Source organism: Actinokineospora spheciospongiae, from assembly GCF_003182415.1.
GTDB lineage: Bacteria > Actinomycetota > Actinomycetes > Mycobacteriales > Pseudonocardiaceae > Actinokineospora > Actinokineospora spheciospongiae.
In genome coordinates this window covers 19,073-42,537 of record NZ_QHCP01000010.1, presented here as the reverse complement: position 1 = coordinate 42,537, position 23,465 = coordinate 19,073, and the positions used below count along the sequence as shown (strand labels likewise).

Sequence of the window (23,465 nt, the reverse complement as noted above, 5' to 3'; positions counted from 1 at the left end):
CGGGACGATCCCCACCCGCAGGCTCGGCGGATCGACCACCACTGGGGTCGGTGGCCCTGGTGCGGCGCAGCGGCCGGTACCGGTCGTCGGTCGAGTGCGGTCGGTCCGGTCGCCGCGCGGCGGGGGCCCTCAGGCCTTGAACTGCTCGGTGCGCTCCGGGGTGGCCTCGGCCAAGGCGGCCTTGAGCTTGTCGACCGGGAAGTCCTTGCCGTAGCTGGGCGAACCCGGCTGCTGCCGCCACGACTCGTCCAGGGTGCCAGCGTCCACCGGGTCGAAGCCCAGGGCATCGATCAGGTCCGACACCACGGCCTTCGCCGAGGGGTCGTCACCCGCGATGGGCAGCGCGATGCGGTCGGGGTTGCCCGCGGGCAGGCCCTTGTCCTGCAGGTGGGCCGCTGCGATGCCGTTGAACGCCTTCACCACCGGCACCCCCAGGTGGTCGGACACCCAGCGGCTCTCGGTGACGCCGTCCTCGATCTCGGCGATCAGCCCGTCGCGCTCCTTGGGGTAGTAGTTGCCGGTGTCGACGACCACCGCGCCGGGGGCGGCGGCGTCCAGGACGCCCGCGGGCAGGTCCGGGACCCGCTTCTGCGGGATGGTGACCACCACGACCTCCGCGCCCTCGGCCGCCTCGCCCACCGCGACCGCCGTGGCCCCGGTCTCGGCGGCCAGGTCGGCCAGGGTCTCCGGGCCGCGCGAGTTGGCCACCCGCACCTCGTGGCCCAGTCCGCGCAGGCCGCGGGTGAGCGCGCTGCCGATGTTGCCCGCGCCGATGATGCCGATCTTCACTGCGTGCTCCCTCGTCCGATCCGGCGGACCCCGCCGGTCACCGTCTGCAACAACGAGCGGCGAACGGACCATTCCCCGTCCGCATGTTGGGATCGCCCGGTACCCCGGCCGCCGCGGCACCCGATTCGGGGGGGGCGGGGCACCGGAATGCTGCGCCTGCGGAAAACGGGTATCGCCGGGGAAACACGCCGGTGACCGGATCGTCGTGGACCATTGTGGGGAATTCCTCGGCCGCGATCGGCTAACGACTTCACACGCTTTGCACAGCGGGGGACAACCGCTCGCCCGGTAGGCTGGGCCGGTGAGCTCGAGACCTTCCGCGCCGACCTTCGCCGACCTGCCCGACGACGGCGGTCCGCTGCCCAGCGGCAGGCACCGCCTGGACCCGGAGCAGGTGCGCGCCTCGCAGCGCGGGAGGCTGCTGCGCGCGGCGCTGTGGACGGCCGCGCACAAGGGCTACCCGGAGATGACGATCGGCGACCTGGTCGAGCGGGCCAGCGTGTCCCGGCGCACCTTCTACGAGCACTTCACCGGCAAGCTCGACTGCTTCCTGGCCGCCATCGACTACGGCGTGTCCGACGTGGTCATCGCCATCGGCGCGGCCGAGACGGCGGTTTCCGGGCAGGACTGGCGGGTGCGGCTGCGCTCGGGCATCCGCGCCTACCTCAAGGTGCTGGCCGCCGCGCCGGAGGCGTCCTGGGCGATCCAGATCGAGACGCTGCGCGCGGGCAACGAGGTGTTGGACAAGGTCATCGAGGGCCGTGACCAGTTCCTGCTGCTCTTCCGCGCCACGCACGCCTACGCCCGGTCGCAGGGCAGCCCGGTGGTGGACGTGTCCGACGAGCTCCTGCACATCCTCGTGGGCGGCATGGCCGACGTGATCCGGGCCTGCCTGCGCACCCGCGGCGCGGCGGCGCTGCCGGAACTGGAGGACTCGATGGTGGAGGCCACGCTCCTGATATTCGGAGTTCCGAACGGAAAATCCACCGGAGCCGCTGAAACCGCGTGACAAGGCCGGGCTCCCGGAATCCGGACCCTTTTCCGGGGAGCTATTCCGGTGACTCGTCGGGCGTTTCCGCCGACTCGGCCGGTCCGGCGGCGCGGGGCCGCAGGAACACCACCCCCGCCTCCAGGTCCAGCGGGCCGCCGGGGTCGGCGCGCTCGCCCTTGCCCGCGTCCTCGTCGGACACCTTGCGCAGCTTCATGCCCGGGATGAGTTCACCGAAGGTCGCCATACCCGCACTGTAGGCGTGTGGGCGCGTCCTCGGCGGGGAACACCACACGGCATGGGTGACTCCTGCGCGGTGGCGCACGGCGGGGCGGGTGGCGGTGGGCGCCAGGGTCGGGGTGATGGGCAACCCGCACCACCCCGCCCCGCACGTGGAAGCGCTGCGCGGGTTGGGGGTGCCGGAGACCGACATCGCCAGGGTGCGCAGGCCGATCGGGCTCGACATCGGGTCCCGGACGCCGCCGGAGATCGCGATCGCCCCGCCTGCCGGTCCGGTGGCCGAGCGCACCGGGCGGCCGGGCGGTTTCGACTCCACCACCCCGGCGGCGGTGGACAGCCGGGCAACCCGGGGGTAACTTCCTAAGCGCTTGCTTAGCAGACGACCGCGCCCACAGACCAGCTCCGGAGGAACCCCGTGTCCCAGTCCCGCACCGCCATCGTGACCGGCGCCGCCCGCGGCATCGGCGCCGCCGTGGCCAAGCGCCTCGCCAAGGACGGCTTCGCCGTCGCGGTGGTCGACCTGGACGCGGCGAGCACCGCCGAGACCGTCGGGGCCATCGAGGCCGAGGGCGGCACCGCCCTGGGCGTCGGCGCCGACGTCAGCGACGCCGAGCAGGTCAAGGCCGCCGTCGCCGAGGTCGCCGAGAAGCTGGGCCCGCCCACCGTGCTGGTCAACAACGCGGGCATCCTGCGCGACAACCTGATCTTCAAGATGACCGACTCGGACTGGGACGCGGTCATCGGCGTGCACCTGCGCGGCTCGTTCCTGATGACCCGCGAGGTGCAGAAGCACCAGACCGAGCAGAAGTACGGCCGGATCGTGAACCTGTCCAGCACCTCCGCGCTGGGCAACCGCGGCCAGGCCAACTACGCCACCGCCAAGGCCGGTCTGCAGGGCTTCACCAAGACCCTCGCGATCGAGCTGGGCAAGTTCAACGTCACCGCGAACGCCATCGCCCCCGGTTTCATCGAGACCGAGATGACCGCCGCCACCGCCGAGCGGGTGGGCGTGCCGTTCGAGGACTTCAAGAAGGGCGCCGCCGCGATGATCCCGGTCGGCCGGGTCGGCACCCCCGACGACATCGCCGCCACCGCCTCGTTCCTGGTCAGCGAAGAGGCCGGGTTCGTCTCCGGGCAGGTCATCTACGTCGCGGGCGGGCCCCGGGACTGATCCGGCACCGACCAGCACCGACGCGGCAAGGGAGCCAGACATGCACGTCTTCGACGGCCCGGACTCGATCGCCCCGGCGATCGGCACGCACCTGGGCCACGGCGAGTGGGTGGAGATCACCCAGGAGCGGGTGACCGCCTTCGCCGACGCGACCGACGACCACCAGTGGATTCACGTCGACGCCGACCGCGCCGCGAAGGGCCCGTTCGGCGGGACCGTCGCGCACGGGTACCTGACGCTGTCCTTGCTCCCCATGCTGGGCAAGGGCGTCTACCGGTTCGACAACTTCCTGATGGGCGTCAACTACGGCCTCAACAAGGTCCGCTTCCCGCAGCCGGTCCGGGTCGGGGCCAAGGTCCGGCTGTCCTCGGAGCTGGTCGAGGCCAAGCCGGGCGCCCAGGGCGTGCAGGTGGTGCTGCGCAACACCATCGAGATCGAGGGCGCGGACAAACCCGCCTGCGTCGCCGAGGCCGTGGTGCTGCTGGTGCCCAAGCCGGGCGGCGGCTCGTGAGCGCCCCCACGACCGCGCGGGAGGTCCGCGACCTGGTCGCGGACCTCCTGGCCCGGCACGACCCCGCCACCACCGAGCGCACCGCGTTCCTCAACGCCCGCTGGGAGGCCGGGCTGGCCTGGGTGGGCTTCCCGGTCGGCCTCGGCGGACTCGGCGCCCCGCGGGCGCTGCAGCAGGTCGTGGAGGCCGAGCTGGCCGCCGCGGGCGCCCCGGACAACAACCCCCGCCGGATCGGCATCGGCCTGGGCATGGCCGCGCCGACCATCCTCACCTTCGGCACCGACGAGCAGAAGCAGCGCTTCCTGCGCCCGCTGTGGACCGGCGAGGAGGTGTGGTGCCAGTTGTTCTCCGAACCCGACGCCGGGTCCGACCTCGCCGCCCTGGGCACCAGGGCCACCCGCGACGGCGAGGACTGGGTGGTCACCGGGCAGAAGGTGTGGACCTCCACCGCGCACACCGCGCGCTGGGCGATCCTGGTGGCCCGCACCGACCCGGACGTGCCCAAGCACGCGGGCATGACGTACTTCGTCTGCGACATGACCGACCCCGGCGTCGAGGTGCGGCCGCTGCGCCAGATCACCGGCGAGGCCGAGTTCAACGAGGTCTTCCTGACCGGCGCCCGCATCCCCGACGCGCACCGCCTCGGCGAGGTCGGCGACGGCTGGCGGGTCGCGCAGACCACCCTGATGAACGAGCGCGTCGCCATCGGCGGCCGGGAGGTGCCGCGCGAGGGCGGCATGGTCGGCGTCGTGTCCGACACCTGGCGCGCGCACCCCGAGCTGCACACCCCCGAGGCGCTCGACCGGCTGACGAAGCTGTGGGTGGAGTCCGAGGCCCTGCGCCACGCCGGGACCCGGATGCGCCAACAACTGGCCGCCGGGTCGCCCGGCCCGGAGGGGTCGGCGATGAAGCTGGCGTTCGCCCGGCTGTCGCAGGCGCTGTCCGGGTTCGAGGTGGAACTGCTCGCCGAGGACGGGCTGCGCCACGGCGAGTGGACCATGTTCCGCCCCGAACTGGTCGACTTCACCGGCCGCGACGCCGGCTACCGGTACCTGCGGGCCAAGGGCAACTCCATCGAGGGCGGCACCTCGGAGATCCTGCGCAACATCATCGCCGAGCGGATTCTCGGGCTCCCGTCGGAACCCCGGGTCGACAAGGACGTGCCGTGGAAGGATCTGCCCCGATGAGCCCCGCACCGGACCGCCCCGAGCAGGACCTGCTGTACTCCGACGTCGAGGAGGAACTGCGCGCCAGCGTGCGCGCCCTCCTCGCCGCCCGCGCCGACTCCGCCAGGGTGCTGGGCCGGGTGGAGGACGAGCAGCCGCTCGACCTGGACCTGTGGCGCGCGCTCGCGGTGGACCTCGGCGCGACCTCGCTGCCCATCCCGGAGGCGCTGGGCGGGCAGGGCGCGGGCTTGCGCGAGACCGCGGTCGTCGCCGAGGAACTGGGCCGCTCCGTCGCGCCGGTCCCGTTCCTGGGCAGCGCCGTGCTGGCGACCGGCGCACTGCTGCACCTGCTCGGCCAAGGCGCTGAGCGGGGTGGCCCCGACGCCCAAGCCGAGGCGGCGCTGACCCGGCTCGCCGAGGGCGCGGCCACGGCGGCGCTCGTCATCCCGCTGTCGACGTACCCCGGCGGCCCGCTGCCCGCGGTCTCGGCCGACGGCGACGCGCTGACCGGCACGGTCCGGTCGGTGGCCGACGCCGCGGTGGCAGACCTGCTGGTCGTGCTCGCCGGGGACGCGCTGTTCCTGGTCGAGGCCGCCGCGGCGCGGGTCACCCCGGTCGTGTCGCTGGACCTGACCCGCCCGGTGGCCGACGTCGTGCTGGACGCGACGCCCGGCGTGCGGCTGTCCGGGTCCGGCGAGGCGGCGGTGCGCGCCGCCGTGCTCGTCGGCGCGGGCATCCTGGCCTCCGAGCAGGTCGGGATCGCCGAGTGGTGCCTGACCACCACCGTCGCCTACCTCAAGGAGCGCTACCAGTTCGGCAGGCCGGTCGGCTCGTTCCAGTCGCTCAAGCACCGCCTCGCCGACCTGTGGCAGGAACTCGTCCTCGCCCGCGCGGCGGCCAGGGCGGCGGCGGACGCACTGGCGACCGGGGCCGAGGACCTGGAGATCACGGTGCTGGTGGCGCAGTCGCTGTGCGCCGCGGTGGCCCTGCACGCGGCCGAGGAGGCGGTGCAACTGCACGGCGGCATCGGCATGACCTGGGAGCACCCGGTGCACCTGTACCTCAAGCGCGCCAAGGCCGACGAGATCGCGCTGGGCACCCCCGGCAGGCACCGGGCGGCCCTGGCCCCGCTGGTGGGCCTCACCGCATGACCGAACCGGTCGACCTGTGGCCCGACGTCCGCCCGGACGCGGCCAAGCGGCTGATGGCGGCGGCCGTGGAAGCCTTCGCCGAGCGGGGCTTCCACGCCACCACCACCCGCGACATCGCCACCGCCGCCGGGATGAGCCCGGCGGCGCTGTACGTGCACTTCCCGTCCAAGGCGGCGGTGCTGTTCGCCATCAGCCGCAGCGGCCACGAGCGGGCGCTGAACATGGTGACCGCGGCGGCCGGTGCCCCCGGCGACCCGCTGACCCGGATGCGCGCCCTGGTGGCCGGGTTCACCACCTGGCACGCCACCCGGCACCGGGTCGCCCGGATCGTGCAGTACGAGCTGCACGCGTTGCGCCCGGCGGACTTCGAGGTCGTCGCGGACCTGCGCCGCCGCACCGAACGCACGGTCCGCGACCTCATCGCCGAGGGGGTCGCGGCCTCGGCGTTCACCGTCGCCGACACCCCGACCGCGGCCAGGGCGATCCTGTCGCTGTGCGTGGACGTCGCCCGCTGGTACACCCCGGAGTCCAAACCGGACCCGACCGAGCTCGGCGCCCGCTACGCCGACCTGGTCGCGGCCATGCTCGGCGCGGTCACCGCGAAGCCGGGCCCGGCCTGACGGCGGTCGAGGAGCGAGCGCAGGGCGGTGCGGACGTCCGCCTGGCGCTGGCGGGTGGCGGCGGTGAAGACCGGCGGGCAGCCAGGGGGAGCACGAAGCGCTCGCGGTCGCGCAGGGTGGCCAGGAAGAACAGCCGGACGCCCTCCGCGGCGGGACCGGGGTGGTCGGGCGGCTGCCCGCGCGTGTCCACCGCCAGGCCGAACGAGCCGTGGACAAGGGCCCCGACCAGTTCCCCGCGGGTGGCGAAGTGGCGGTAGACCGTCCCGACCCGCACGCCCGCGCGGTCGGCGATCTTGACCATCGGCACCTTCTCCCCCTCGCCGCGGATGAGTCCCCGGCGCCGGGCAGGTGCGGGTCGCCGCGACGACGTTCAACGGCGTCGACGGCAACTTCCGCGCCGGCCTCATGCGGGGCCCGATGCCCCCGACCCTGCCGCACGTCCCCGGCCTGGACGTCGCGGGGACGATCGATGCGCTCGGCGAGGGCGTCACCGACCTCGGGGTCGGTGCCGGGTCGTCGGCTTCCTGCCGTTCGTCGTCGACGGCGCCGCGGCGGAGCACGTCCTCGCGCCCGCCGAGAGCCTGGCCCCCGCCCCGACGAGCATCCCGCTCGCCGACGCGGCCGCGCTGCCCCTGGTCGGCCCCAGCCGGGCGCCACGGCGACAAGGCCGGGCACCCACACCAACCTCGGCTTCGAGGATGGGGCTCAGGCCGTTGGCGCCCAGTTGCCGTGGAAGCCCTCGGGGACGCGGACCGGGAGGTGCACGGCGGCGACCCGGTCGAGGGTGGACGCGTCCAGGATGGTCAGGTCGGTGCTGTCGGTGCGCGGGTTGTGCGCGAAGCCCATCAGCACGCCGTCGTCCTCGGGGGCGTCGGGGGTGCGGGGGTGGAAGACGAACTCGCCGATCGAGGCGCCGTGCTTGAAGCGGCGGTTGGTGACCGCGCCGGTGCGGTAGTCGTGCTTGAGCAGGGTGTCGCTGAGGCCGTCGCGGTTGAAGGCGACGCTGTAGCCGTAGCGGTGGCGGCGGCCGGTCAGGCGTTCGTCGACCCGGGGGAACTCCTGGGGGCGGTCGTCCACCCTGGACTGGGTGACCTTGCCGGTGGTCAGGTCGACCGTCCACTGGTCGAGGGTGGGCGGTCCCTCGGTGGGGCCGTGCGCGTCGGTGTCGAAGGTGCGGTCGTGGCGGACCACGTCGAGGACGACCGAGTCGCCGGAGTCGTAGGCGTTGACGGCGTGGTAGACGTAGCCGGGTTCGACGTCGAACCAGCGGACGTCGGCCGCGGTGCCCTCCCTGGGCAGCAGGCCGACCCGGGCCGGGTAGCGGTCGTCCCAGCCGTAGGGCAGGTTCGCGTTGGACCCGGCGCTGCCCGTCATCGCGGTGGCGATCGGGTCCGGCACCCGCACCCGGCCGATGAGCGCCGAGAGCACCAGCCGCACCGGCGCGCGCATCAGCCGGGGCACCCCGGTGGCGACGGCCTTCTCCGCGTTGAAGGTGACCGGCAGGTCGTAGATGACGACGTACTTCTCGGTCAGCGAGAAGTTGTGCATCATCGGGCTGCCGCCTACCGGCACGTCCACCTGGCGGCGCAGCCTGCCGTCGGCGCCGATCACGGTGTAGCGGACCTTGTTGCCCCAGCCGAAGTAGTACGACACCGCGTGCAGTTCCCGGTGGCCGGGTCGCGCAGGGGGTGGGCGGTGTAGCCGCCGCGCAGGGTGCCGTCGAAGTCGCAGGCGCCGACGGTGTCGAGTTCGTCGGACAGCTCGTAGTTGGTGATGCCGCCCTCGACGAGCGCCAGGGTCTTGCCCGCGTGCTCGATGACGTTGGTGTTCGCGCCGAGCGTGGGCAGCGTGCCCGGGGTGGGCGCCGGGCCGCCCATGGCCTGGGTCCGCACCCACCGGTTGCGGTACCACTCGGCCTTGCCGTCGCGCAGCCGCACGCCGTGCACCATGCCGTCGCCGGTGAACCAGTTGTAGGCGTTCGGGTCGACCTCGGCGACGGGGTTGGGGCCGTTGCGCAGGAAGCGGCCGTCGAGGAAGTCGGGGATCACCCCGGTCACGGCCAGGTCGGTGAGCGTGTGCTCCTGGTGCACGGGGGCGTAGTTGGCCTCCAGGTACGGGTTGCCCATCGGAATCCCCTTCTTGGCTATAACCGTGTTATGTTGATAGGTATAACCGAGTTATGCCAGAATGGCAAGCATGGCCGAGCCGCACGTGCGCGAGAAGCTGGTGACCGCCGCCCTGGACCTGCTGGCCCACGGCGGTCCCGACGCGGTGCAGGCGCGCAAGGTCGCCGCCGAGGTCGGCGCCTCGACGATGGCCGTCTACACCCACTTCGGGAACATGGGCAGGCTCGTCGACGCGATCGCCGCCGAGGGCTTCCGCCGCCTCGGCGCCCGCCTCGACGCCGTCGCGCGCACCGACGACCCCATGGCCGACCTCACCAACCTGGGCCTGGCCTACCGGGCGCACGCCCAGGACAACCCCGACCTGTACCGGGTCATGTTCGGCGTCACCTCCATCGGCGGCCACCGCCCCACGCCCAACGACCCCACCACGGCCCCGGACGACCCCGACGACGTCGCCCTGGGCACCTTCGGCGCCCTCACCGACGCGGTCGAGGCGGTCATCGCGGCGGGCCTGATCCGCCCGGTCGCCCCGGCCAGGATGTCCGCGCAGCTCTGGAGCGCCCTGCACGGCTTCGTCCTGCTGGAGATCGCCGGGTTCCACGGCACCGACGGGGTGGAGCGGGTGCTGGCGCCGATGATGATGAACCTGCTGGCGGGCGCGGGCTACCGGGCCGGTCCCTGACGCCGCGCCAGCGCGGCGACCCTGGTGGCGGCGACGGCGAGGCAGCCCGGCGCGGTCACCGCGAGCGCGAGCACGAAGGTCGGGTACAGGTACGCGACCTGCAGCCACGACACCTCGCGCCCCCGGTACAGCAAGCCCATGACCCCGCCGAGCGTGGCCAGCAGCAGGGCGGGCAGCAGCAGCACCGACAGCCGCACGGCGGTCCACGGCCCGACCCGGCGCTTCGCCGCCCACCGCCGCGCGCGGACCACACCGCGGACCACGCCGGCGCAGGCTCCCAGGCCCGCCCCGAGCAGCACCAGGTCCACGACGAGGTACGGGTCCTCCGCCGGTGCCCGTTCCCTGCCCTCGACCAGCGCGATGAGCCGTTCCCCGATCGCCTGGGCGTCGCCGTGCCGCGACCCGGTGTTGGCCATGACGGCGATGCCGTACCCCGAGGCGGGGAGCAGCGCCTGGTAGGCGGTGGAGGTGAACAGGTCGCCGCCGTGGTCGAGCAGCGGTGCGCCGGACCCGGTGGCACCGGTGAACCAGCCCAGGGCGTACGAGCCCGACCGGGCGGACGGCGTGTGCGTCGCGGCGATGGTCTCCGGGGTGGCGACCGACCCGCCGGTCGGGCCGCGCCCGCCGTTGTTCTGCGCGATGAGCCACGCGGCCAGGTCGTGCGCGGAGGACAGCACGCCACCGGAGCCGTTGCCGAACGCGGGCGGTTCGGGCAGCGCCACCGCCGCGCCCAGGACCTTGAGGTGCCCCCGCGCGCTCGGCGGCAGGTCGCGTTCGGTGTCGACGGTCTCGCTCCCGCCCATGCCGAGCGGCTCGAACACGCGGCGGCGCAGGTGATCCCGGAACGGTGAGCCGCCCACGACCTCCACCAGCCGGGCGGCGACCTGGAAGTTCTGGTTGTGGTACTCCCACCGGGTTCCGGGGTCGGCGGCCAGTTCCGCGCCCCGCACCGCGGCGACGGCCTCGCGCAGGGTGCGCACGCCGTCCTCGGGGGCGGCGGTCCGGTCGGACAGGCCGGAGGTCTGGTCCAGCAGTTGCCGCACGGTCACCTCGGCGCCGCGCGGGTCGGCCGGGGCGAACTCCGGCAGGTGCGCCTGGACGGGGTCGTCGAGCCGGAGGCGGCCGTCCTGCGCCAGTTGCGCGACCGCCAGGGCGGTGAACGACTTGCTGACCGAGGCGACCGCCATCGCGGTGTGCTCGGAAACGGGGGCGCCACCGGCGGTGCGGCCGTACCCGGCGGTCCGCACCACGGCGGTGCCGCGGGTGACGGCCACCGCCACCCCCGGGAGGGTCGTCTGCGACCGGTACGCCTCGACCACGGCGTCGACGGCATCGGCGTCGACGGTCGCGGGAGGTGCGGTGAGCGTGGTGGCGAGGAGCAGCGCGGACAGGGTGGAGGTGAGCACGGCGGGAGTCTCGCGGCGTTGCGCGCGGCGCACATCGGACCGTGGTCCGAGTTCGGCGGGCCGCGTCCTGGATACCGTGGCGCCCATGCTCGGTACGAGAGGCGCGCGGGTGCTCGACGTGGTCGCGGTGGCCGTGGTCGTGGCGCTGGCCGTGGTGCGGTCACCGCAGGCGGGTCCGCTCGGGTGGGGGGTGGCCGCGGCGCTCGGCGCCGCCGTTGCCGCGCGCCGGTGGCGGCCGGTCGCCGCACTGGTCGCGGCGGGGGCGATCGGGGTGGCGGCGCTCGTCGTCGGAACCGGGGAAGACGCCGTGGCCGTGGCGGTCGGGCTGGCGCTGTACCGAGTGGCGCTCACCTCGGCCAGAGCCGGTTTCCTGGGGGTCGCGGGGGCGTTGTCGGGCGTGATCGGGGTGGGGATCGCGGTGTGGGCCGCCCCCGGTCTGCCGCTCGTCCCGGCGCCGGAGGGGGCGGAGTCGTTCAGCACCACCCCTTTGTCCGCGGCGGTCTACAGCGCGGTGGTCATCACCGGGGCGTGGGCGCTGGCCGCGGCGGTGCGCACCCGCGGGCGGCACGCCGCCGAGCTGGTGGAGTCGCGCACCGCGCGGGCGGTCGCCGAGGAACGCCTGCGCATCGCCAGGGACATCCACGACGTGGTCGGGCACAGCCTCAGCCTGATCACCATGAAGGCCGCGGTCGCCAACGCCGTGGCGCAGGACCGCCCGCGCGAGCGGGAAGACGCGCTGCGGACCATCGAGCAGGTCAGCCGCGCCGCCCTGGCGGACGTCCGGACGGTCCTGGGCGCGGTGCGCGCGCCCACCACCCCGGCCCTGGACGACCTGGTGGACGCCGCCCGGTCGGCCGGGGTCACCGTCACCACCGACCAGGCCGACCTGACCGGCGTACCGGCCGCCGTGCGGATCTCCGCCCTCCGCATCGCCCAGGAGGCCCTGACCAACGTCCGCCGCCACGCCCGCCCGCCCCACTGCCACCTGAGGACGTCCGTGGAACCCGGCGCCCTCACCGTGTCCGTCGTCGACGAGGGCACGACCCCGCCGGGTCCGCCGGGCCACGGGCTGCTCGGCATCCGGGAACGGGTCGCCCTGCACGGCGGCACCCTGCACGCGGGCGCCGCCCCCGGCGGCGGCTTCACCGTCCACGCCGTCCTCCCGTTCGACACCGCCCTTCCGTTCGACACCGCCCTTCCGTTCGACACCGCCCTCCCGTGCGATGCCGCCCTCCCGTCCGAGGGGACCGCGCCGCGTGCCACCTGAGCCGATCCGCGTCCTGCTCGCCGACGACGAACCCGAGTACCGCGCCACCGTGCGGACGCTGCTGGAGGTCACCGCGGGCATCGAGGTGGTCGCCGAGGCGGGCACCGGCCGCGCCGCCTGCGACCTCGCCGCCCGCCACCGCCTCGACGTGGCGGTCCTCGACGTCCGCATGCCCGACCTCGACGGGATCGCCGCCACCCGGCGGATCACCGCCCTGCCCGAGGCCCCCAGGGTCCTCGTCCTCACCACCTTCGACCTCGACGCCGCGGTGTACGAGACCCTCCGCGCGGGGGCCAGCGGCTTCCTGCTCAAGGACGTCCCGCCACCGCGGCTCGTCGACGCCATCCGGACCGTCGCCGCGGGGGAGGCCCTGCTCGCCCCGACGGTCACCCGCAGGCTCATCGCGGACTTCCTCCGCGCCCCCACCCGCTCCCTCGACGGTGTGACCGCCCGGGAGCGCGAAGTCCTCACCCTGATCACGCGCGGGCTGTCCAACGCGGAGATCGAGGAGGCCCTGCACCTGAGCAGGCACACGGTGAAGACCCACATCGGCCACCTCAGGGCCAAACTGTCCACCCGCGACCGGGCGCAGTTGGTCATCGCGGGCTACGAAGCGGGCCTCGCCGACGACAGGCCCGCTCCCTGACCGCGCCCCGGTCGGTCCTGTGTGGACAGTGTGGCGGGAGGTGCGCGGCTCAGTCGACCCGGACGCCGGACTCGGCCACCGCGGGGCCGAGGACCTCCAGGATGCGGCGCATGGCCTGCGGGGGGTTGCTCAGCACCAGGTGGGCGCCCGGGGGGAGGGTGGCGGCCGCCCGCAGCAGGGAGATCACGCCGGACACGTCGATGAAGTCGAGTTCGGCGAGGTCGAGGTGGACGTCGCCGGTGGCCTGGCCGCAGAGCGCCAGCAGCAGGGCCTCCACGTCCGGGCGGGTGGTGAGGTCCGCGTGGCCCTGCAGCCGGGGGCCGGGTGCCGGGTCCGGGGCTGCGGTCGGGTCCACGCGGGCCTGCGGCCGCACCGGCTCAGCGATGGTGACCACCGCCGTCCCAGGGGTGCCGCGCACACGCGCGCATGGCGACCACCCCTCCCAGCGGCGTCGGAACCGAGTGCTCGGCAGCCTACGCGGGCCCGACGCCGCTGTCCCAGGGGTCCAAAGTCCTCACCCGAGGGGCGCAGCCAGGTCGTACACCGTCTGGCCGCCGATGCTGGTCCGGGTGAAGTTCTCCTGCACCCAGGTGGCGATGTCGTCGCTGCCGCCGGGGCCGCCGATCCCGCGGCCCTGACCGCCCGCGATGTAGTAGCGGACCTGGCCTTCGGCGACGTAGCGCTGGAACTGCGCCAGCGTGGGTGCCGGGTCGCCGCCGTTGAAGCCGCCGATGGGGATCACCGGACGGCCACTTGCCAGTTGCAGGCTGCCCGCGCCCATCGACCCGGTGCTCGCCGCCGCCCACGTCCCGGTGGTGGCGCGCAGCGCCCGCACCAGTTCCGCGCTGACCTCCTGCCCGCCGCCAGGACCGCCCCCGCCGCCGAACGCGCCGCCGCCACCCGCCGACGCGGGACCGGAGGCCGGGATCGAACCGCTGTGCGCGGTCGTCGCGGTGGCCACCGCGTACGCCGTGGTGGCACCGCCCCCGGCCAGCAGCGCCACCAGCGCCACCGGCACGGCCGCCCTGGCGAACCGGTGCGCGCCCACGGCGATCGCGGTCGCGGAGAGCACCCCGAGCGCGGCCACCACCCAGCGCAGCCACGGCAACCACTGCGCGTCGTGCTCCAGCAGCACGAAGCCCCAGCCCGCGCCGACCGCCACCACGGCCGCCAGCACGACCCGCGCGCCCAGGTGGTCTCGACCACGCCACAGCTCCCGGGTGCCGATGCCGATCACGCCCGCGACGCCGGGGGCCAGCGCCACCGTGTAGTACGGGTGGATGGTGCCCTCCATGTAGCTGAACACCAGCGCGGTCACCACCATCCACCCGCCCCAGAGCAGCAGCCCGGCGCGGGCGCGGTCGGTGCGCGGTGCCCGGCGGGTGAACCAGAGCCCGGCGACCAGGGCGATCAGCGCGGACGGCAGCAGCCACGACACCTCGGAGCCGAACGCGGCGCCGAACATCCGGCCCAGCCCGGTGTCCCCGCCGAACGCGGTGCCCATGCCGCCGCCACCCCCGCCCCCGCCGCCGTTGCCCGAGCCGCCGAAGATGCGGCCCAGGCCGTTGTAGCCCAGGGCCAGGTCGAGTTCGGTGTTGTCGGTGGAACCGCCGATGTAGGGCCGCGAGTCGGCGGGCCACAGGTCGGTGACGACCACGAACCAGCCCGCCGAGACCACCAGCGCCGCGACCGCGCCCAGCAGGTGCAGCAGCCGCCTGCCCAGGCCGGTGGGCGCGGCGACCAGGTACACCAGCCCGAAGGCGGGCAGCACCAGGAAGGCCTGCAACGTCTTGGCCAGGAACGCGAAACCGATTGCGACACCGGCCAGGGCCAACCACCGCCAGCTCGCCCCCTCCGTCGCCCGCACCACGCAGTAGCCGCCCGCCACCATCAGTAGCACCAGCAGCGCGTCCGGGTTGTTGAACTTGAACATCAGCGCGGCCACCGGCGTCAGCGCCAGCGCGGCACCCGCGATGAGCCCGGCGACCGGACCGGACCAGCGCCGGACCGCGTTGTGCAGCAACCACACCGAGCCGATCCCGCACAGCGCCTGCGGCAGCAGCATGCTCCACGAGGAGAACCCGAAGACCCGCCCCGACAGCGCCATCAGCCACAGCGCGGCGGGTGGCTTGTCGACGGTGATGGTGTTGCCCGCGTCGAGCGAGCCGAAGAACAGCGCCTTCCAGCTCTGCGTCCCCGCCTGCGCGGCGGCGGCGTAGAAGTCGTTGGCCCACCCCGAAGCGCTCAGGTCCCACAGGTACAGCGCGGCCGTCACGGCCAGCAGCCCGATCAGCGCGGGCCGCTCCCAGCCGCGCCGGGCCGCGGGCACCGGGGCGGCGACCGCGGGCGCGGCGGGTGCGGCGTGCCGGGGTTCGGACGTGGTGGTCGTCGTGGTGGTCATCGCGCGTTCTCCGCACTCGGCGCCGCGGCGCCGGTCTCCTCGAGGGTGGACCGCTCGTCCGCGCGGCGGAACACCCAGCCGCGCAGCAGCAGGAACCGCAGGACGGTGGCGGCGAGGTTGGCCCCGACCAGGACGACGACCTCGGTGCCGCGACCCGGGTCGCCCAGGCCGTGCAGCAGGGCCAGCGACCCGCTGGTCAGGCCCAACCCGAGGGCGAACACGAGCAGCCCCTGGAACTGGTGCCTGGCCGCGCCGCCGCTGCCGCGCACGCCGAAGGTGAGCCGCCGGTTCGCCGCGGTGTTGCCGACCGCGGTGACCAGCAGCGCGACGAAGTTCGCCGCCTGCGGGCCGACGCCGCCGCGCAGCAGCACGTACAGCACCAGGTACGCCGCGGTGCTGAGCACGCCGATCGCGCCGAAGCGCACCAGTTGCCGCAGCAGCCCCGCGGGCACCCCCGGCGGGTCCGCGCTGATCGCGCCCCGGGACAACTGCTCGCGCAGCCGGGCGATCGGGATGGCGCCGGTGGTCAGACCCCGGCCGAGGCGGGCGATGCCGCGCAGGTCGGCCAGCGCGGTGGCCACGATGTCCACCCGGCTGTCCGGGTCGTCCACCCAGTCCACCGGGACCTCGTGGATGCGCAGGCCCGCGCGCTGGGCCAGCACCAGCAGCTCGGTGTCGAAGAACCAGCCGGTGTCGGCCACGTGCGGCAGCAGCGTGCGCGCCACGTCGGCGCGGATGGCCTTGAACCCGCACTGCGCGTCGGAGAAGCGCACGCGCAGGGTGCCGCGCAGGATCACGTTGTAGGCGCGGGAGATGAACTCGCGCTTGGGCCCGCGCACCACCCGCGCGCCCCGGGCCAGCCGCGAGCCGATGGCCACGTCGGAGTGCCCGGAGATCAGCGGGGCCACCAGCGGCGACAGCGCCGCCAGGTCGGTCGACAGGTCGACGTCCATGTAGGCCAGCACCTCGGCGTCGGAGCCGAGCCAGGTGGTGTGCAGCGCCCGGCCGCGGCCCTTCTGCTCCAGCCGCACCGAGCGCACCTCGGGCAGCGCCTCGGCCAGCGCGTCGGCCACCTCGGCGGTGCGGTCGGTGCTGGCGTTGTCGGCCACGGTGATCCGGAACCGGTACGGGAACTGGGCCTTGAGGTGCGCGTGCAGGCGGCGCACGCACGGTTCGAGGTCGACCTCCTCGTTGTGCACGGGCACGACGACGTCGAGGACGGGGGCCGGTCCCGCGACCCGCACGGGACCGCGGCCGAGACCCCGCTGGGCGGGGAGGGGGAGCGAGGTGGCTGTCATGGCTGCGAGCCTCCGGGGGTCCGCTGGGTGGTCGGTGTGCCGAAGCTGTGCGGGACCTGTGTCCTCATCGGTCATGACGCGGATCACGTTGTGGCGGTGGGGGTCGACAGGTCGTACAGCGCAGTGCCGTCGACGGGGGTGGCGGTGAAGTTGTCCGCGACCCACTCGGCGATCTCCCGGGAGGCGTCGCTGCCGGAACCGCCGGACATGATCGTGCTGTCGATGAACCAGTGGACCTGGCCGTCGGCCACCATCCGCTGGAACTGCGCCAGGGTCGGCGCCGGGTCGGTGCCGTTGAAACCGCCCAGGGCGAACACCGGCAGGTCGATCGCGAGCTGGTAGCCCGCCGCGTTGTTGGACCCGACCACGGCCGCCGCCCACGTGTAGGACGCGGAGTCCCGCGACAGCGCGGCGACCACCTCGGCGCTGGGCGTCGGAGCGCCGAGCAGGCCGCCCATGCCACCGCCGCGCCCGCCACCGCCGGGCCCGCCGAAGCCCATGGCGCTGCCAGGGCCGACCGAGGGCAGCGCACCGGAGTGCGGCTGCGCGGCGGTGGCGACCGAGTACGCGCCAGGGGCGGCGAGCACCACGACCAGCGCCAGCGCCGCGACCCCCGTGGCGGCGAGCCGGGGCAGCACCGGCACCAGGACGATCAGCGCGGCCACCACCAGCCCGCCGAACAGCACCACCGGCCGCAGCCAGGGCAGCCAGTCCGACTCCCTGGCCAGCAGCAGCGACGCCTCGACCGCGGTCAGCGCCACCCCCGCCGCCAGCAACCCCACCGAGGCGAAGTCGTGCCGCGACCGCCAGGCGGTGGCCGCGCCGATGCCCACCAGGGCCGCCACCGCCGGGGCCAGCGCCACCGCGTAGTACGGGTGGATGATGCCGTCCATCAGGCTGAACGTGACGCCGGTGACGAGCAGCCAACCACCCCACAGGACCAGCGCGGCCCGGGTCCGGTCGGTGCGCGGGGCGCGGCGGGTCAGCCAGAGACCGCCGAGCAGGGCCAGCAGCGCGGCGGGCAGCAGCCAGGCGATCTCGCTGCCCATCTCGGTGCCGAACAGCCGCGACCAGCCGGGCGAGCCCCAGCCCGCACCGCCGCCGACGCTGCCGACCTCGTTGCCGGTGAGCCTGCCCAGGCCGTTGTAGCCCAGCGCCAGCTCCAGCACGCTGTTCTCCTGCGAGCCGCCGATGTAGGGCCTACTGGCAGCGGGCACCAGTTCGACCACCACGACCCACCAGCCGCCCGCGACGACCATCGCGCCGAGTGCGGCGACCAGGTGCCCGATCCGCTTGCCCAGCCCGGTGGGGGCGGCGATCAGGTAGACCAGCGCGAAGGCGGGCAGCACCAGGAACGCCTGCAACATCTTGGTCAGGAACGCGAACCCGACCGCGGCACCCGCGAGCACCAGCCACTTCGGACTGGCCTTCTCCAACGCGCGCACCACGCAGTAGGCGGCCACCACCAGCAGCAGCACCAGCAGCGCGTCCGGGTTGTTGAACCGGAACATCAGCGCCGCCACCGGGGTCAACGCCAGCGCCGCACCCGCGATCAGCCCCGCCGCCGGGCCGGACCACCGCCGGACCGCCGCGTGCAGCACGGCCACCGACGCCACCCCGGCCAGCGCCTGCGGCACCAGCACGCTCCACGAGCTGAGCCCAAAGACCCGCACGGACAACCCCATGAGCCAGGTCGCGGCGGGCGTCTTGTCGACGGTGATGCCGCCCGCCGCGTCGGTCGCGCCGAAGAACCACGCCGACCAGCTCTCCCCGCCCGCCTGGGCGGCGGCCGAGTAGTAGGCGTTGGCCCACCCGGAGGCGCCCAGGTTCCACAGGTAGAGCACGGCGGTCCCCAGCAGCAGCACCGCCAGTGCGACGCGGTGCCGTCTCGGCGGGGGAGCGGCGGGGGTCTCGGGGATGCCACCGGGTCGGTCGGTGGGCACGGCGCGGTCGGCGACGAGGGTCATGGGGACCACGGTGGTGGGCCGCGCTGGGTGGGTTTTGTGCGTTCCCTGTGAGCGGGCTGTGCGTCCGGCGGGTGCCGGTGCCACTCAGCGGACGGGCCACGTCCACCGGTTCCAGCCGGACGCCCCGGGTGTCACATCCGCTTCGCCCGATCCCGCACCCGCCGCGCCTCCACGTGCGTGGCGGTGATCGCGCGCGTGGCGAACACCGAGTCCTGGGGCTCGATGGTGCTGAGCCGGTGGTAGCGCACCCGCAGCAGTTGCAGGTAGCTCATCAACCCCGCCAGCTCGGCCGCCAGCGGTTCCGGCAGCGGATCGGGGACCGCGTCCACGGCGGCCCGCAGCACGTCGTGCTGCTCGACGAGCACCGGCAGCACCGCGCCGATCGGGTACGCCCCGCCGCCGCGCGGCCGGTGCCCGTCGAGGACGTCGGCCACGGCTGACGCGGCGGCGGCGACCGCGGCGGGGAACCCGCTCATCCCGCCACCGCCCGGCGCAGGTGCTCGCCGGTCGCGGTGCCCGCCGCGCACAGGTCGCGCGGGGTGCCCTCGAACACGACCTGCCCACCGCGCCTGCCGCCCTCCGGCCCCAGCTCCACCACCCAGTCGGCGTGGCCGATGACGTCGAGGTTGTGCTCGATGACCACGACGGTGGAGCCGTAGGTGTCGACCAGGCGGTCCAGGACGCCGAGCAGCCTGCCCACGTCGGCCAGGTGCAGGCCGGTGGTCGGCTCGTCCAGGACGTAGGTGGTGCCCGGGGTGTGCAGGCGGGTGGCGAGCTTGACCCGCTGGCACTCGCCACCGGAGAACGTGGTCAGCGGCTGGCCCAGGCGCAGGTAGTCCAGGCCGACGTCGGCGACCGCGGTCAGCACGGCGGCGACCTTGCGGCTGCCCCGGAAGAACTCCAGCCCCTCGGCCACCGACATCTCCAGCACGTCACCGATCGAGCGCCCGCGCAGCCGGTGGGCCAGCACCTCGTCGGTGAAGCGGCGCCCGTCGCAGGTCTGGCAGACCTGGGCCACCGAGTCGAACGCCGCCAGGTCGGTCTGGGTGAACCCCAGGCCCGCGCAGTTGCCGCAGGCCCCGGCGGAGTTGGCGCTGAACAGGGCCGGGGCCACCCCGTTGGCCTTGGCGAACGCGGCGCGGACCTGGTCGGCGATCCCGGTGAAGGTCAGCGTCGTCGACCGCCGGTTGGCCCGCGGCGGCGACTGGTCGACCAGCACCGCCTCCGGGTGCTGCGCCCGGAACGCGCCGCCGACCAGGCTCGACTTGCCCGACCCCGCCACCCCGGCGATCACCGTCAGCACCCCGGTCGGCAGGTCCACGCTGAGGTCCCGCAGGTTGTGCGTCCGCGCGCCCACCACCGACAGGCTGCCGGTCCTGGCGCGAACCCGGTCCTTGACCGTCGTCGCGGCGGTGAGGTGGTCCCCGGTCGGGGTGCCCGCGCAGGCGAGCCCGGCCAGGTCGCCCGCGTAGACGACCCGCCCACCCGCCGCGCCCGCGCCCGGCCCGATGTCCAGCACGTGGTCGGCGGCGGTGATCACGTCCCGGTCGTGCTCCACGACCAGCACGGTGTTCCCCTTGTCCCGCAACGTGTGCAGCAGCGACGTCAACCGGTGCACGTCGCGCGGGTGCAGGCCGATGCTGGGCTCGTCGAACACGTAGAGCATGTCGTTGAGGCTGCTCGACAGGTGGCGCACGATCTTGACCCGCTGCGCCTCGCCGCCCGACAGGGTGCTGGTGGCGCGGTCGAGGCTCAGGTAGCCCAGCCCGATGTCGACGAGGTGGCCCACCAGCCCCACCAGCGAGTCGACCACCGGCTGCGCCTTCGGCACGTCGAAGGCGGTGAGCACGGCCAGCAGCTCGTCGGCCTCCAGCGCGTTGAGGTCCGCGATGGACCGGCCGTCGATCGTGCAGTCGCGGGCCAACTGCGACAGCCGCGTCCCCCCGCACGACGCGCACGGCACGGAGGTGGTGAACCGCTGCACCATCTCCTTGGTGCGCGCGCTCTTCTCCTCGGCGGTGTCGACGTAGCGGCGGCGGAACTTCACCACCGCGCCCTCGTAGGTCATCTTCACGGTCGAGCCGTTGACGTCCAACGGGACGTGCCCCGACGCGCCGTGCAGCAGCTCCTCGCGCTCGGCGTCGGTGTAGTCGGCCACCGGCTTCGCCGGGTCGAACCGGCCGGACTCGGCGTAGATCCGCCAGTCCAGCGACCCGACGGCGAACGCGGGCGCCAGCAGCGCGCCCCCGTCGAGGGACCTGGCCGGGTCCAGGAACGCGGGCAGGTCGACCCCGATCACCTGCCCCAGCCCGTCGCAGTCCGGGCACATCCCGGCGGGCATGTTGAACGAGAACGCGTCCGCGTACCCGATGAACGGCTCACCCGCGCGGGAGAACAGCAGCCGCAGCAGCGGGGCGATGTCGGTGATCGTCCCCACAGTCGACCGCGAACCGCCGACCAGCGGCCGCTGGTCGACGGCGATCGTGGCGGGCAGGTGCTCGATCAGGTCCACCGCGGGCCGCCCGGACGCGGGCAGGAACGACCGCACGAACGCGGGCAGCGTCTCGTGGAACTGCCGCTGCCCCTCCACGGCGATGGTGTCGAACACCAAAGACGACTTGCCCGACCCCGACACCCCGGTCACCACGGTGACCCGGCGCTTGGGGATCTCCACATCGATCCCGGTCAGGTTGTGCTCGTGCGCACCGACCACCCGGATGCACTCCACTACCGGCGCTGAACTGGATGAATTCACACTTCAACCCTATCTTTGAACAACCAGTTGAGACCTGTGCTGGAGTCGGCCGCAAAAAGCCTCAACCCCCGTGGTAGGCATGCGCCATGCCGCTGCGCCCAGTCGACCTAGCCCGGCACGCGGGCATCTCCACCCAGCAGGTCCGCAACCACGAGGCGGCGGGCGTGCTCCCGGAAGTGCCCAGAACCGAATCCGGCTACCGCCGGTACGGCCCCGAGCACCTGCGCGCCCTCCTCGCCTACCGCGCCCTCGCCCGCGCCCTCGGCACCGACCGCGCCACCGCCGTCCTCCACGCCGCCAACGCGGGCGACCCCACCACCGCACTGCACCTCGTCGACGCCGCCCACGCCACCCTCCACGCCGAGCGCCAAGCCGCCGAGAGCACCGCCGAAGCCCTCGGCGCGGTCGCCGACACCCCGGTCACCCCCGGCCCGGACCGACTGGTCGGCGAGGTCGCCGCCGCGCTGTCGGTTCGCACCTCCGCACTGCGCGTGTGGGAGGCCGCGGGCCTGCTCACCCCCGCCCGCGACCCCGCCACCGGCTACCGCCGCTACACCCCACTCGACGTCCGCGACGCCCGGGTCGTCGCCATGCTCCGCAAGGCCCACTACCCGTTCCCCCGCATCACCCAGGTCCTGACCGACCTGCACCGCACGGGCAGCCGCGAAGCCCTCGCCGCCGCCATCGCCGAACGCCGCGCCGCCCTCGACGCGCAGTCCCTCGCCCTGCTCGAAGCCGCAGGCCTGCTGCACGCCCACCTGACCGCTTGACCCCCAGTGGCGTCACGATCGTGGCGTGACCTGCGGACCGCGCTGTCTCACCACGGGCTTCGTCACCATCCGCGGTGAGTCGGACGACTTCGAGTACGTGCTGGCCGACCGGACCTCCACGGTGCCGGAGTTCCCGCCGGAGTGGCGTCCCTTTTCCAAGGAGCTGTGCCGCTACGAGCGCTGGTGCCGCCCGGTGTACGTCGAGCCGGGGGATGAGCCGCCCACCGGCTGGTGCACCGAGCCGGTCGACGTGGAGGCGGCCACCCGCTCCCGGGCGGCCCGCCGGAACTGCGACCAGGCCAGAGCGGTCCCCACGGCGAGGACGGCGCTGCAGGTGACGAAGACGGTCTGGATGCCCAGCAGCGCGCCGAAGCTGCCCGCGAAGGCCATGCCGAAGATGGACACGGTGCTCGGGATGATCGACATCAGCCCCATGAACCGCCCCATCAGCGCGTTGTCCACCTCGGTCTGGATGAGCGCGCCGATGCCGGTCTGGATCGACACGGTGAGCAGACCGAAGACGAGGTGGGCGACGAGCAGCGCCACCACGGTGGCCGCCAGCGGCAGCGCGGCGATCAGCGCGGCCAGCAGCACCATCCCGCTGATGATCATCAACCGCGGGTTGATCCGCTTGGCCAGCACGAGGACCAGTACACCCCCGATCAGGTTGCCCGCGGTGTCACCGCTCTGGATCACGCCGATCCAGCCGGTGGAGATGTGCAGCGTGTCGACCACGTAGGGGGCGAGCAGCACGGCCATGGGGCTGAGCGCGAAGGTGAGCGCGCTGAACACCAGCAGCAGCCCGCGCAGCGCGGGGGAGGAGCGCACCGCGCGCAACCCGTCGGTGATCGCGGCCCAGGTCGTCTGCGGCTCGCAGGCCGGGGTGTTGTCGGTGCGCCGGATCATCGCGATGAGCAGCGCCGACACCGCGAAGGTCGCCGCGTCCACGGTGAAGGCGATCCAGTGGGTGTGCAGGGTGGCGACCAGCACACCGGCCGCGGTCGCCCCGGTCAGCTCCCCGATGACCGTGGTCGTCTGCATGAGCGAGTTCGCCCGCAGTTGCTCCTCGGCGGGCACGATCACCTGCATCAACCCGGCCCGGGCCGGTTCGAAGAACGTCCCGACCGCGGCCTGGAGGAAGGCGATCAGGTAGAGCACGGGCAACCCGGGCCAGTTCACGACCGAGACGGCGAGCGCCAGCAGCAGCACCGCCCGCAGCGCGTCCGACAGGATCATGATCCGCCGCCGGTCGTGCCGGTCGACGTAGGCCCCGGCCAGCAGCCCGATCACGATGCCGGGCACGGCGATGACCAGGGTCAGCCCCCCGATCGCGGCGACCGAGTGGGTCTTCTCGGTGACCAGGAGGATCAGGGTGAGGGTGGTCAGCGCGTCCCCGAGGGTGGAGATGCTGTGGGCACCCCACAGGGCGAGGAACCGGCGGTCGCGGGCGATGGCGGGCACGCGGGCGGCGTTGATCACGGCGGGTGCCTTTCCGCTCCCAAGTGGTGGGT

The 23,465-nt window shown here is 74.0% G+C and carries 21 protein-coding genes and 3 pseudogenes; 12 read left to right on the top strand and 12 right to left on the bottom strand.

Annotation, left to right across the window (positions count from 1 at the left end; all coding sequences use genetic code 11):
- Positions 1–129: 129 nt before the first annotated feature.
- The gene (locus DFQ13_RS23850) at positions 130–789 is read right to left on the bottom strand and encodes an NADPH-dependent F420 reductase (protein WP_110081425.1); all 660 of its coding nucleotides are present in this window, start codon (positions 787–789) and stop codon (positions 130–132) included.
- A 301-nt stretch (positions 790–1,090) separates the two neighbouring features.
- Between DFQ13_RS23850 and DFQ13_RS23845 the strand changes: the two genes are divergently transcribed.
- Positions 1,091–1,798: a TetR/AcrR family transcriptional regulator gene (locus DFQ13_RS23845; RefSeq protein ID WP_110081424.1), complete on the top strand. Its 708-nt coding sequence runs from the start codon at positions 1,091–1,093 to the stop codon at positions 1,796–1,798.
- Positions 1,799–1,838: 40 nt separating this feature from the next.
- On the opposite strand, the gene DFQ13_RS23840 is transcribed toward DFQ13_RS23845, so the two are convergent.
- Complete coding sequence (locus tag DFQ13_RS23840; protein ID WP_110081423.1) at positions 1,839–2,024, bottom strand: hypothetical protein; 186 nt, start codon at positions 2,022–2,024, stop codon at positions 1,839–1,841.
- Positions 2,025–2,130: 106 nt separating this feature from the next.
- On the opposite strand from DFQ13_RS23840, the pseudogene DFQ13_RS23835 reads away from it, so the two are divergent.
- The 6 genes and pseudogenes from DFQ13_RS23835 to DFQ13_RS23810 form a co-directional block, all read left to right on the top strand.
- Positions 2,131–2,373, top strand: a pseudogene (locus tag DFQ13_RS23835) (XdhC family protein); the annotation flags it as partial.
- A 59-nt stretch (positions 2,374–2,432) separates the two neighbouring features.
- A complete protein-coding gene (fabG, locus tag DFQ13_RS23830; RefSeq protein WP_035279775.1) occupies positions 2,433–3,188 on the top strand; it encodes a 3-oxoacyl-ACP reductase FabG in 756 nt (251 codons plus the stop codon).
- Positions 3,189–3,228: 40 nt separating this feature from the next.
- A complete protein-coding gene (locus DFQ13_RS23825) occupies positions 3,229–3,699 on the top strand; it encodes a MaoC family dehydratase (RefSeq protein WP_110081422.1) in 471 nt (156 codons plus the stop codon).
- Positions 3,696–4,886, top strand: a complete 1,191-nt coding sequence (locus tag DFQ13_RS23820; protein ID WP_110081421.1) for an acyl-CoA dehydrogenase family protein — start codon at positions 3,696–3,698, stop codon at positions 4,884–4,886. The genes DFQ13_RS23825 and DFQ13_RS23820 overlap by 4 nt, the downstream gene beginning before the upstream one ends.
- Positions 4,883–6,016 (top strand): acyl-CoA dehydrogenase family protein, encoded by a 1,134-nt coding sequence (locus DFQ13_RS23815; RefSeq protein ID WP_110081420.1) that lies wholly within the window; start codon positions 4,883–4,885, stop codon positions 6,014–6,016. Before DFQ13_RS23820 ends, DFQ13_RS23815 begins: the two co-directional genes overlap by 4 nt.
- Entirely contained in the window at positions 6,013–6,636 is a 624-nt protein-coding gene (locus DFQ13_RS23810) for a TetR/AcrR family transcriptional regulator (RefSeq protein ID WP_110081419.1), read from the top strand. Before DFQ13_RS23815 ends, DFQ13_RS23810 begins: the two co-directional genes overlap by 4 nt.
- Here the strand turns inward: DFQ13_RS23810 and DFQ13_RS34525 are convergent.
- Entirely contained in the window at positions 6,611–6,937 is a 327-nt protein-coding gene (locus DFQ13_RS34525) for a TetR/AcrR family transcriptional regulator (protein ID WP_110081418.1), read from the bottom strand. The two genes, DFQ13_RS23810 and DFQ13_RS34525, sit on opposite strands and share 26 nt — an antisense overlap.
- A gap of 32 nt (positions 6,938–6,969) precedes the next feature.
- On the opposite strand from DFQ13_RS34525, the pseudogene DFQ13_RS35240 reads away from it, so the two are divergent.
- A pseudogene (locus tag DFQ13_RS35240) lies at positions 6,970–7,277 on the top strand (alcohol dehydrogenase catalytic domain-containing protein); the annotation flags it as partial.
- A 64-nt stretch (positions 7,278–7,341) separates the two neighbouring features.
- Here DFQ13_RS35240 and DFQ13_RS23795 read toward each other — a convergent pair.
- Positions 7,342–8,762: pseudogene (locus DFQ13_RS23795) on the bottom strand (carotenoid oxygenase family protein).
- A gap of 70 nt (positions 8,763–8,832) precedes the next feature.
- On the opposite strand from DFQ13_RS23795, the gene DFQ13_RS23790 reads away from it, so the two are divergent.
- Positions 8,833–9,444 carry a TetR/AcrR family transcriptional regulator gene (locus DFQ13_RS23790; protein WP_052020816.1) on the top strand — a complete coding sequence of 204 codons (612 nt, stop codon included), beginning with the start codon at positions 8,833–8,835 and terminating at the stop codon, positions 9,442–9,444.
- Here the strand turns inward: DFQ13_RS23790 and DFQ13_RS23785 are convergent.
- On the bottom strand, positions 9,426–10,850 hold the full coding sequence (locus DFQ13_RS23785) for a serine hydrolase domain-containing protein (protein ID WP_110081417.1): 1,425 nt from the start codon (positions 10,848–10,850) through the stop codon (positions 9,426–9,428). The two genes, DFQ13_RS23790 and DFQ13_RS23785, sit on opposite strands and share 19 nt — an antisense overlap.
- 85 nt (positions 10,851–10,935) lie before the next feature.
- Here DFQ13_RS23785 and DFQ13_RS23780 point away from each other — a divergent pair, with 85 nt between their 5' ends.
- Both DFQ13_RS23780 and DFQ13_RS23775 read left to right on the top strand, forming a co-directional pair.
- On the top strand, positions 10,936–12,117 hold the full coding sequence (locus tag DFQ13_RS23780; RefSeq protein ID WP_146241343.1) for a sensor histidine kinase: 1,182 nt from the start codon (positions 10,936–10,938) through the stop codon (positions 12,115–12,117).
- On the top strand, positions 12,107–12,763 hold the full coding sequence (locus tag DFQ13_RS23775; RefSeq protein WP_233438550.1) for a response regulator: 657 nt from the start codon (positions 12,107–12,109) through the stop codon (positions 12,761–12,763). Before DFQ13_RS23780 ends, DFQ13_RS23775 begins: the two co-directional genes overlap by 11 nt.
- A 49-nt stretch (positions 12,764–12,812) precedes the next feature.
- Here the strand turns inward: DFQ13_RS23775 and DFQ13_RS23770 are convergent, their stop codons facing one another.
- From DFQ13_RS23770 to DFQ13_RS23745, 6 genes are all read right to left on the bottom strand, one after another.
- Complete coding sequence (locus DFQ13_RS23770) at positions 12,813–13,157, bottom strand: STAS domain-containing protein (protein WP_161784434.1); 345 nt, start codon at positions 13,155–13,157, stop codon at positions 12,813–12,815.
- A gap of 120 nt (positions 13,158–13,277) precedes the next feature.
- On the bottom strand, positions 13,278–15,164 hold the full coding sequence (locus DFQ13_RS23765) for an ArnT family glycosyltransferase (protein WP_110081414.1): 1,887 nt from the start codon (positions 15,162–15,164) through the stop codon (positions 13,278–13,280).
- Positions 15,161–16,462, bottom strand: coding sequence for a bifunctional glycosyltransferase family 2/GtrA family protein (locus tag DFQ13_RS23760; protein ID WP_110081413.1), 1,302 nt, complete (start codon positions 16,460–16,462; stop codon positions 15,161–15,163). Before DFQ13_RS23760 ends, DFQ13_RS23765 begins: the two co-directional genes overlap by 4 nt.
- Positions 16,463–16,545: 83 nt before the next feature.
- A complete protein-coding gene (locus DFQ13_RS23755; protein WP_110081412.1) occupies positions 16,546–18,429 on the bottom strand; it encodes an ArnT family glycosyltransferase in 1,884 nt (627 codons plus the stop codon).
- 131 nt (positions 18,430–18,560) lie between these two features.
- Positions 18,561–18,905, bottom strand: a complete 345-nt coding sequence (locus DFQ13_RS23750; RefSeq protein WP_110081411.1) for a hypothetical protein — start codon at positions 18,903–18,905, stop codon at positions 18,561–18,563.
- Complete coding sequence (locus DFQ13_RS23745; RefSeq protein ID WP_233438549.1) at positions 18,902–21,142, bottom strand: ATP-binding cassette domain-containing protein; 2,241 nt, start codon at positions 21,140–21,142, stop codon at positions 18,902–18,904. The genes DFQ13_RS23750 and DFQ13_RS23745 overlap by 4 nt, the downstream gene beginning before the upstream one ends.
- Before the next feature lie 128 nt (positions 21,143–21,270).
- On the opposite strand from DFQ13_RS23745, the gene DFQ13_RS23740 reads away from it, so the two are divergent.
- A complete protein-coding gene (locus DFQ13_RS23740; RefSeq protein WP_110081409.1) occupies positions 21,271–21,954 on the top strand; it encodes a MerR family transcriptional regulator in 684 nt (227 codons plus the stop codon).
- 171 nt (positions 21,955–22,125) lie between these two features.
- On the opposite strand, the gene DFQ13_RS23735 is transcribed toward DFQ13_RS23740, so the two are convergent.
- The gene (locus tag DFQ13_RS23735) at positions 22,126–23,433 is read right to left on the bottom strand and encodes an MFS transporter (protein ID WP_110081408.1); all 1,308 of its coding nucleotides are present in this window, start codon (positions 23,431–23,433) and stop codon (positions 22,126–22,128) included.
- Between the last annotated feature and the right edge of the window lie 32 nt (positions 23,434–23,465).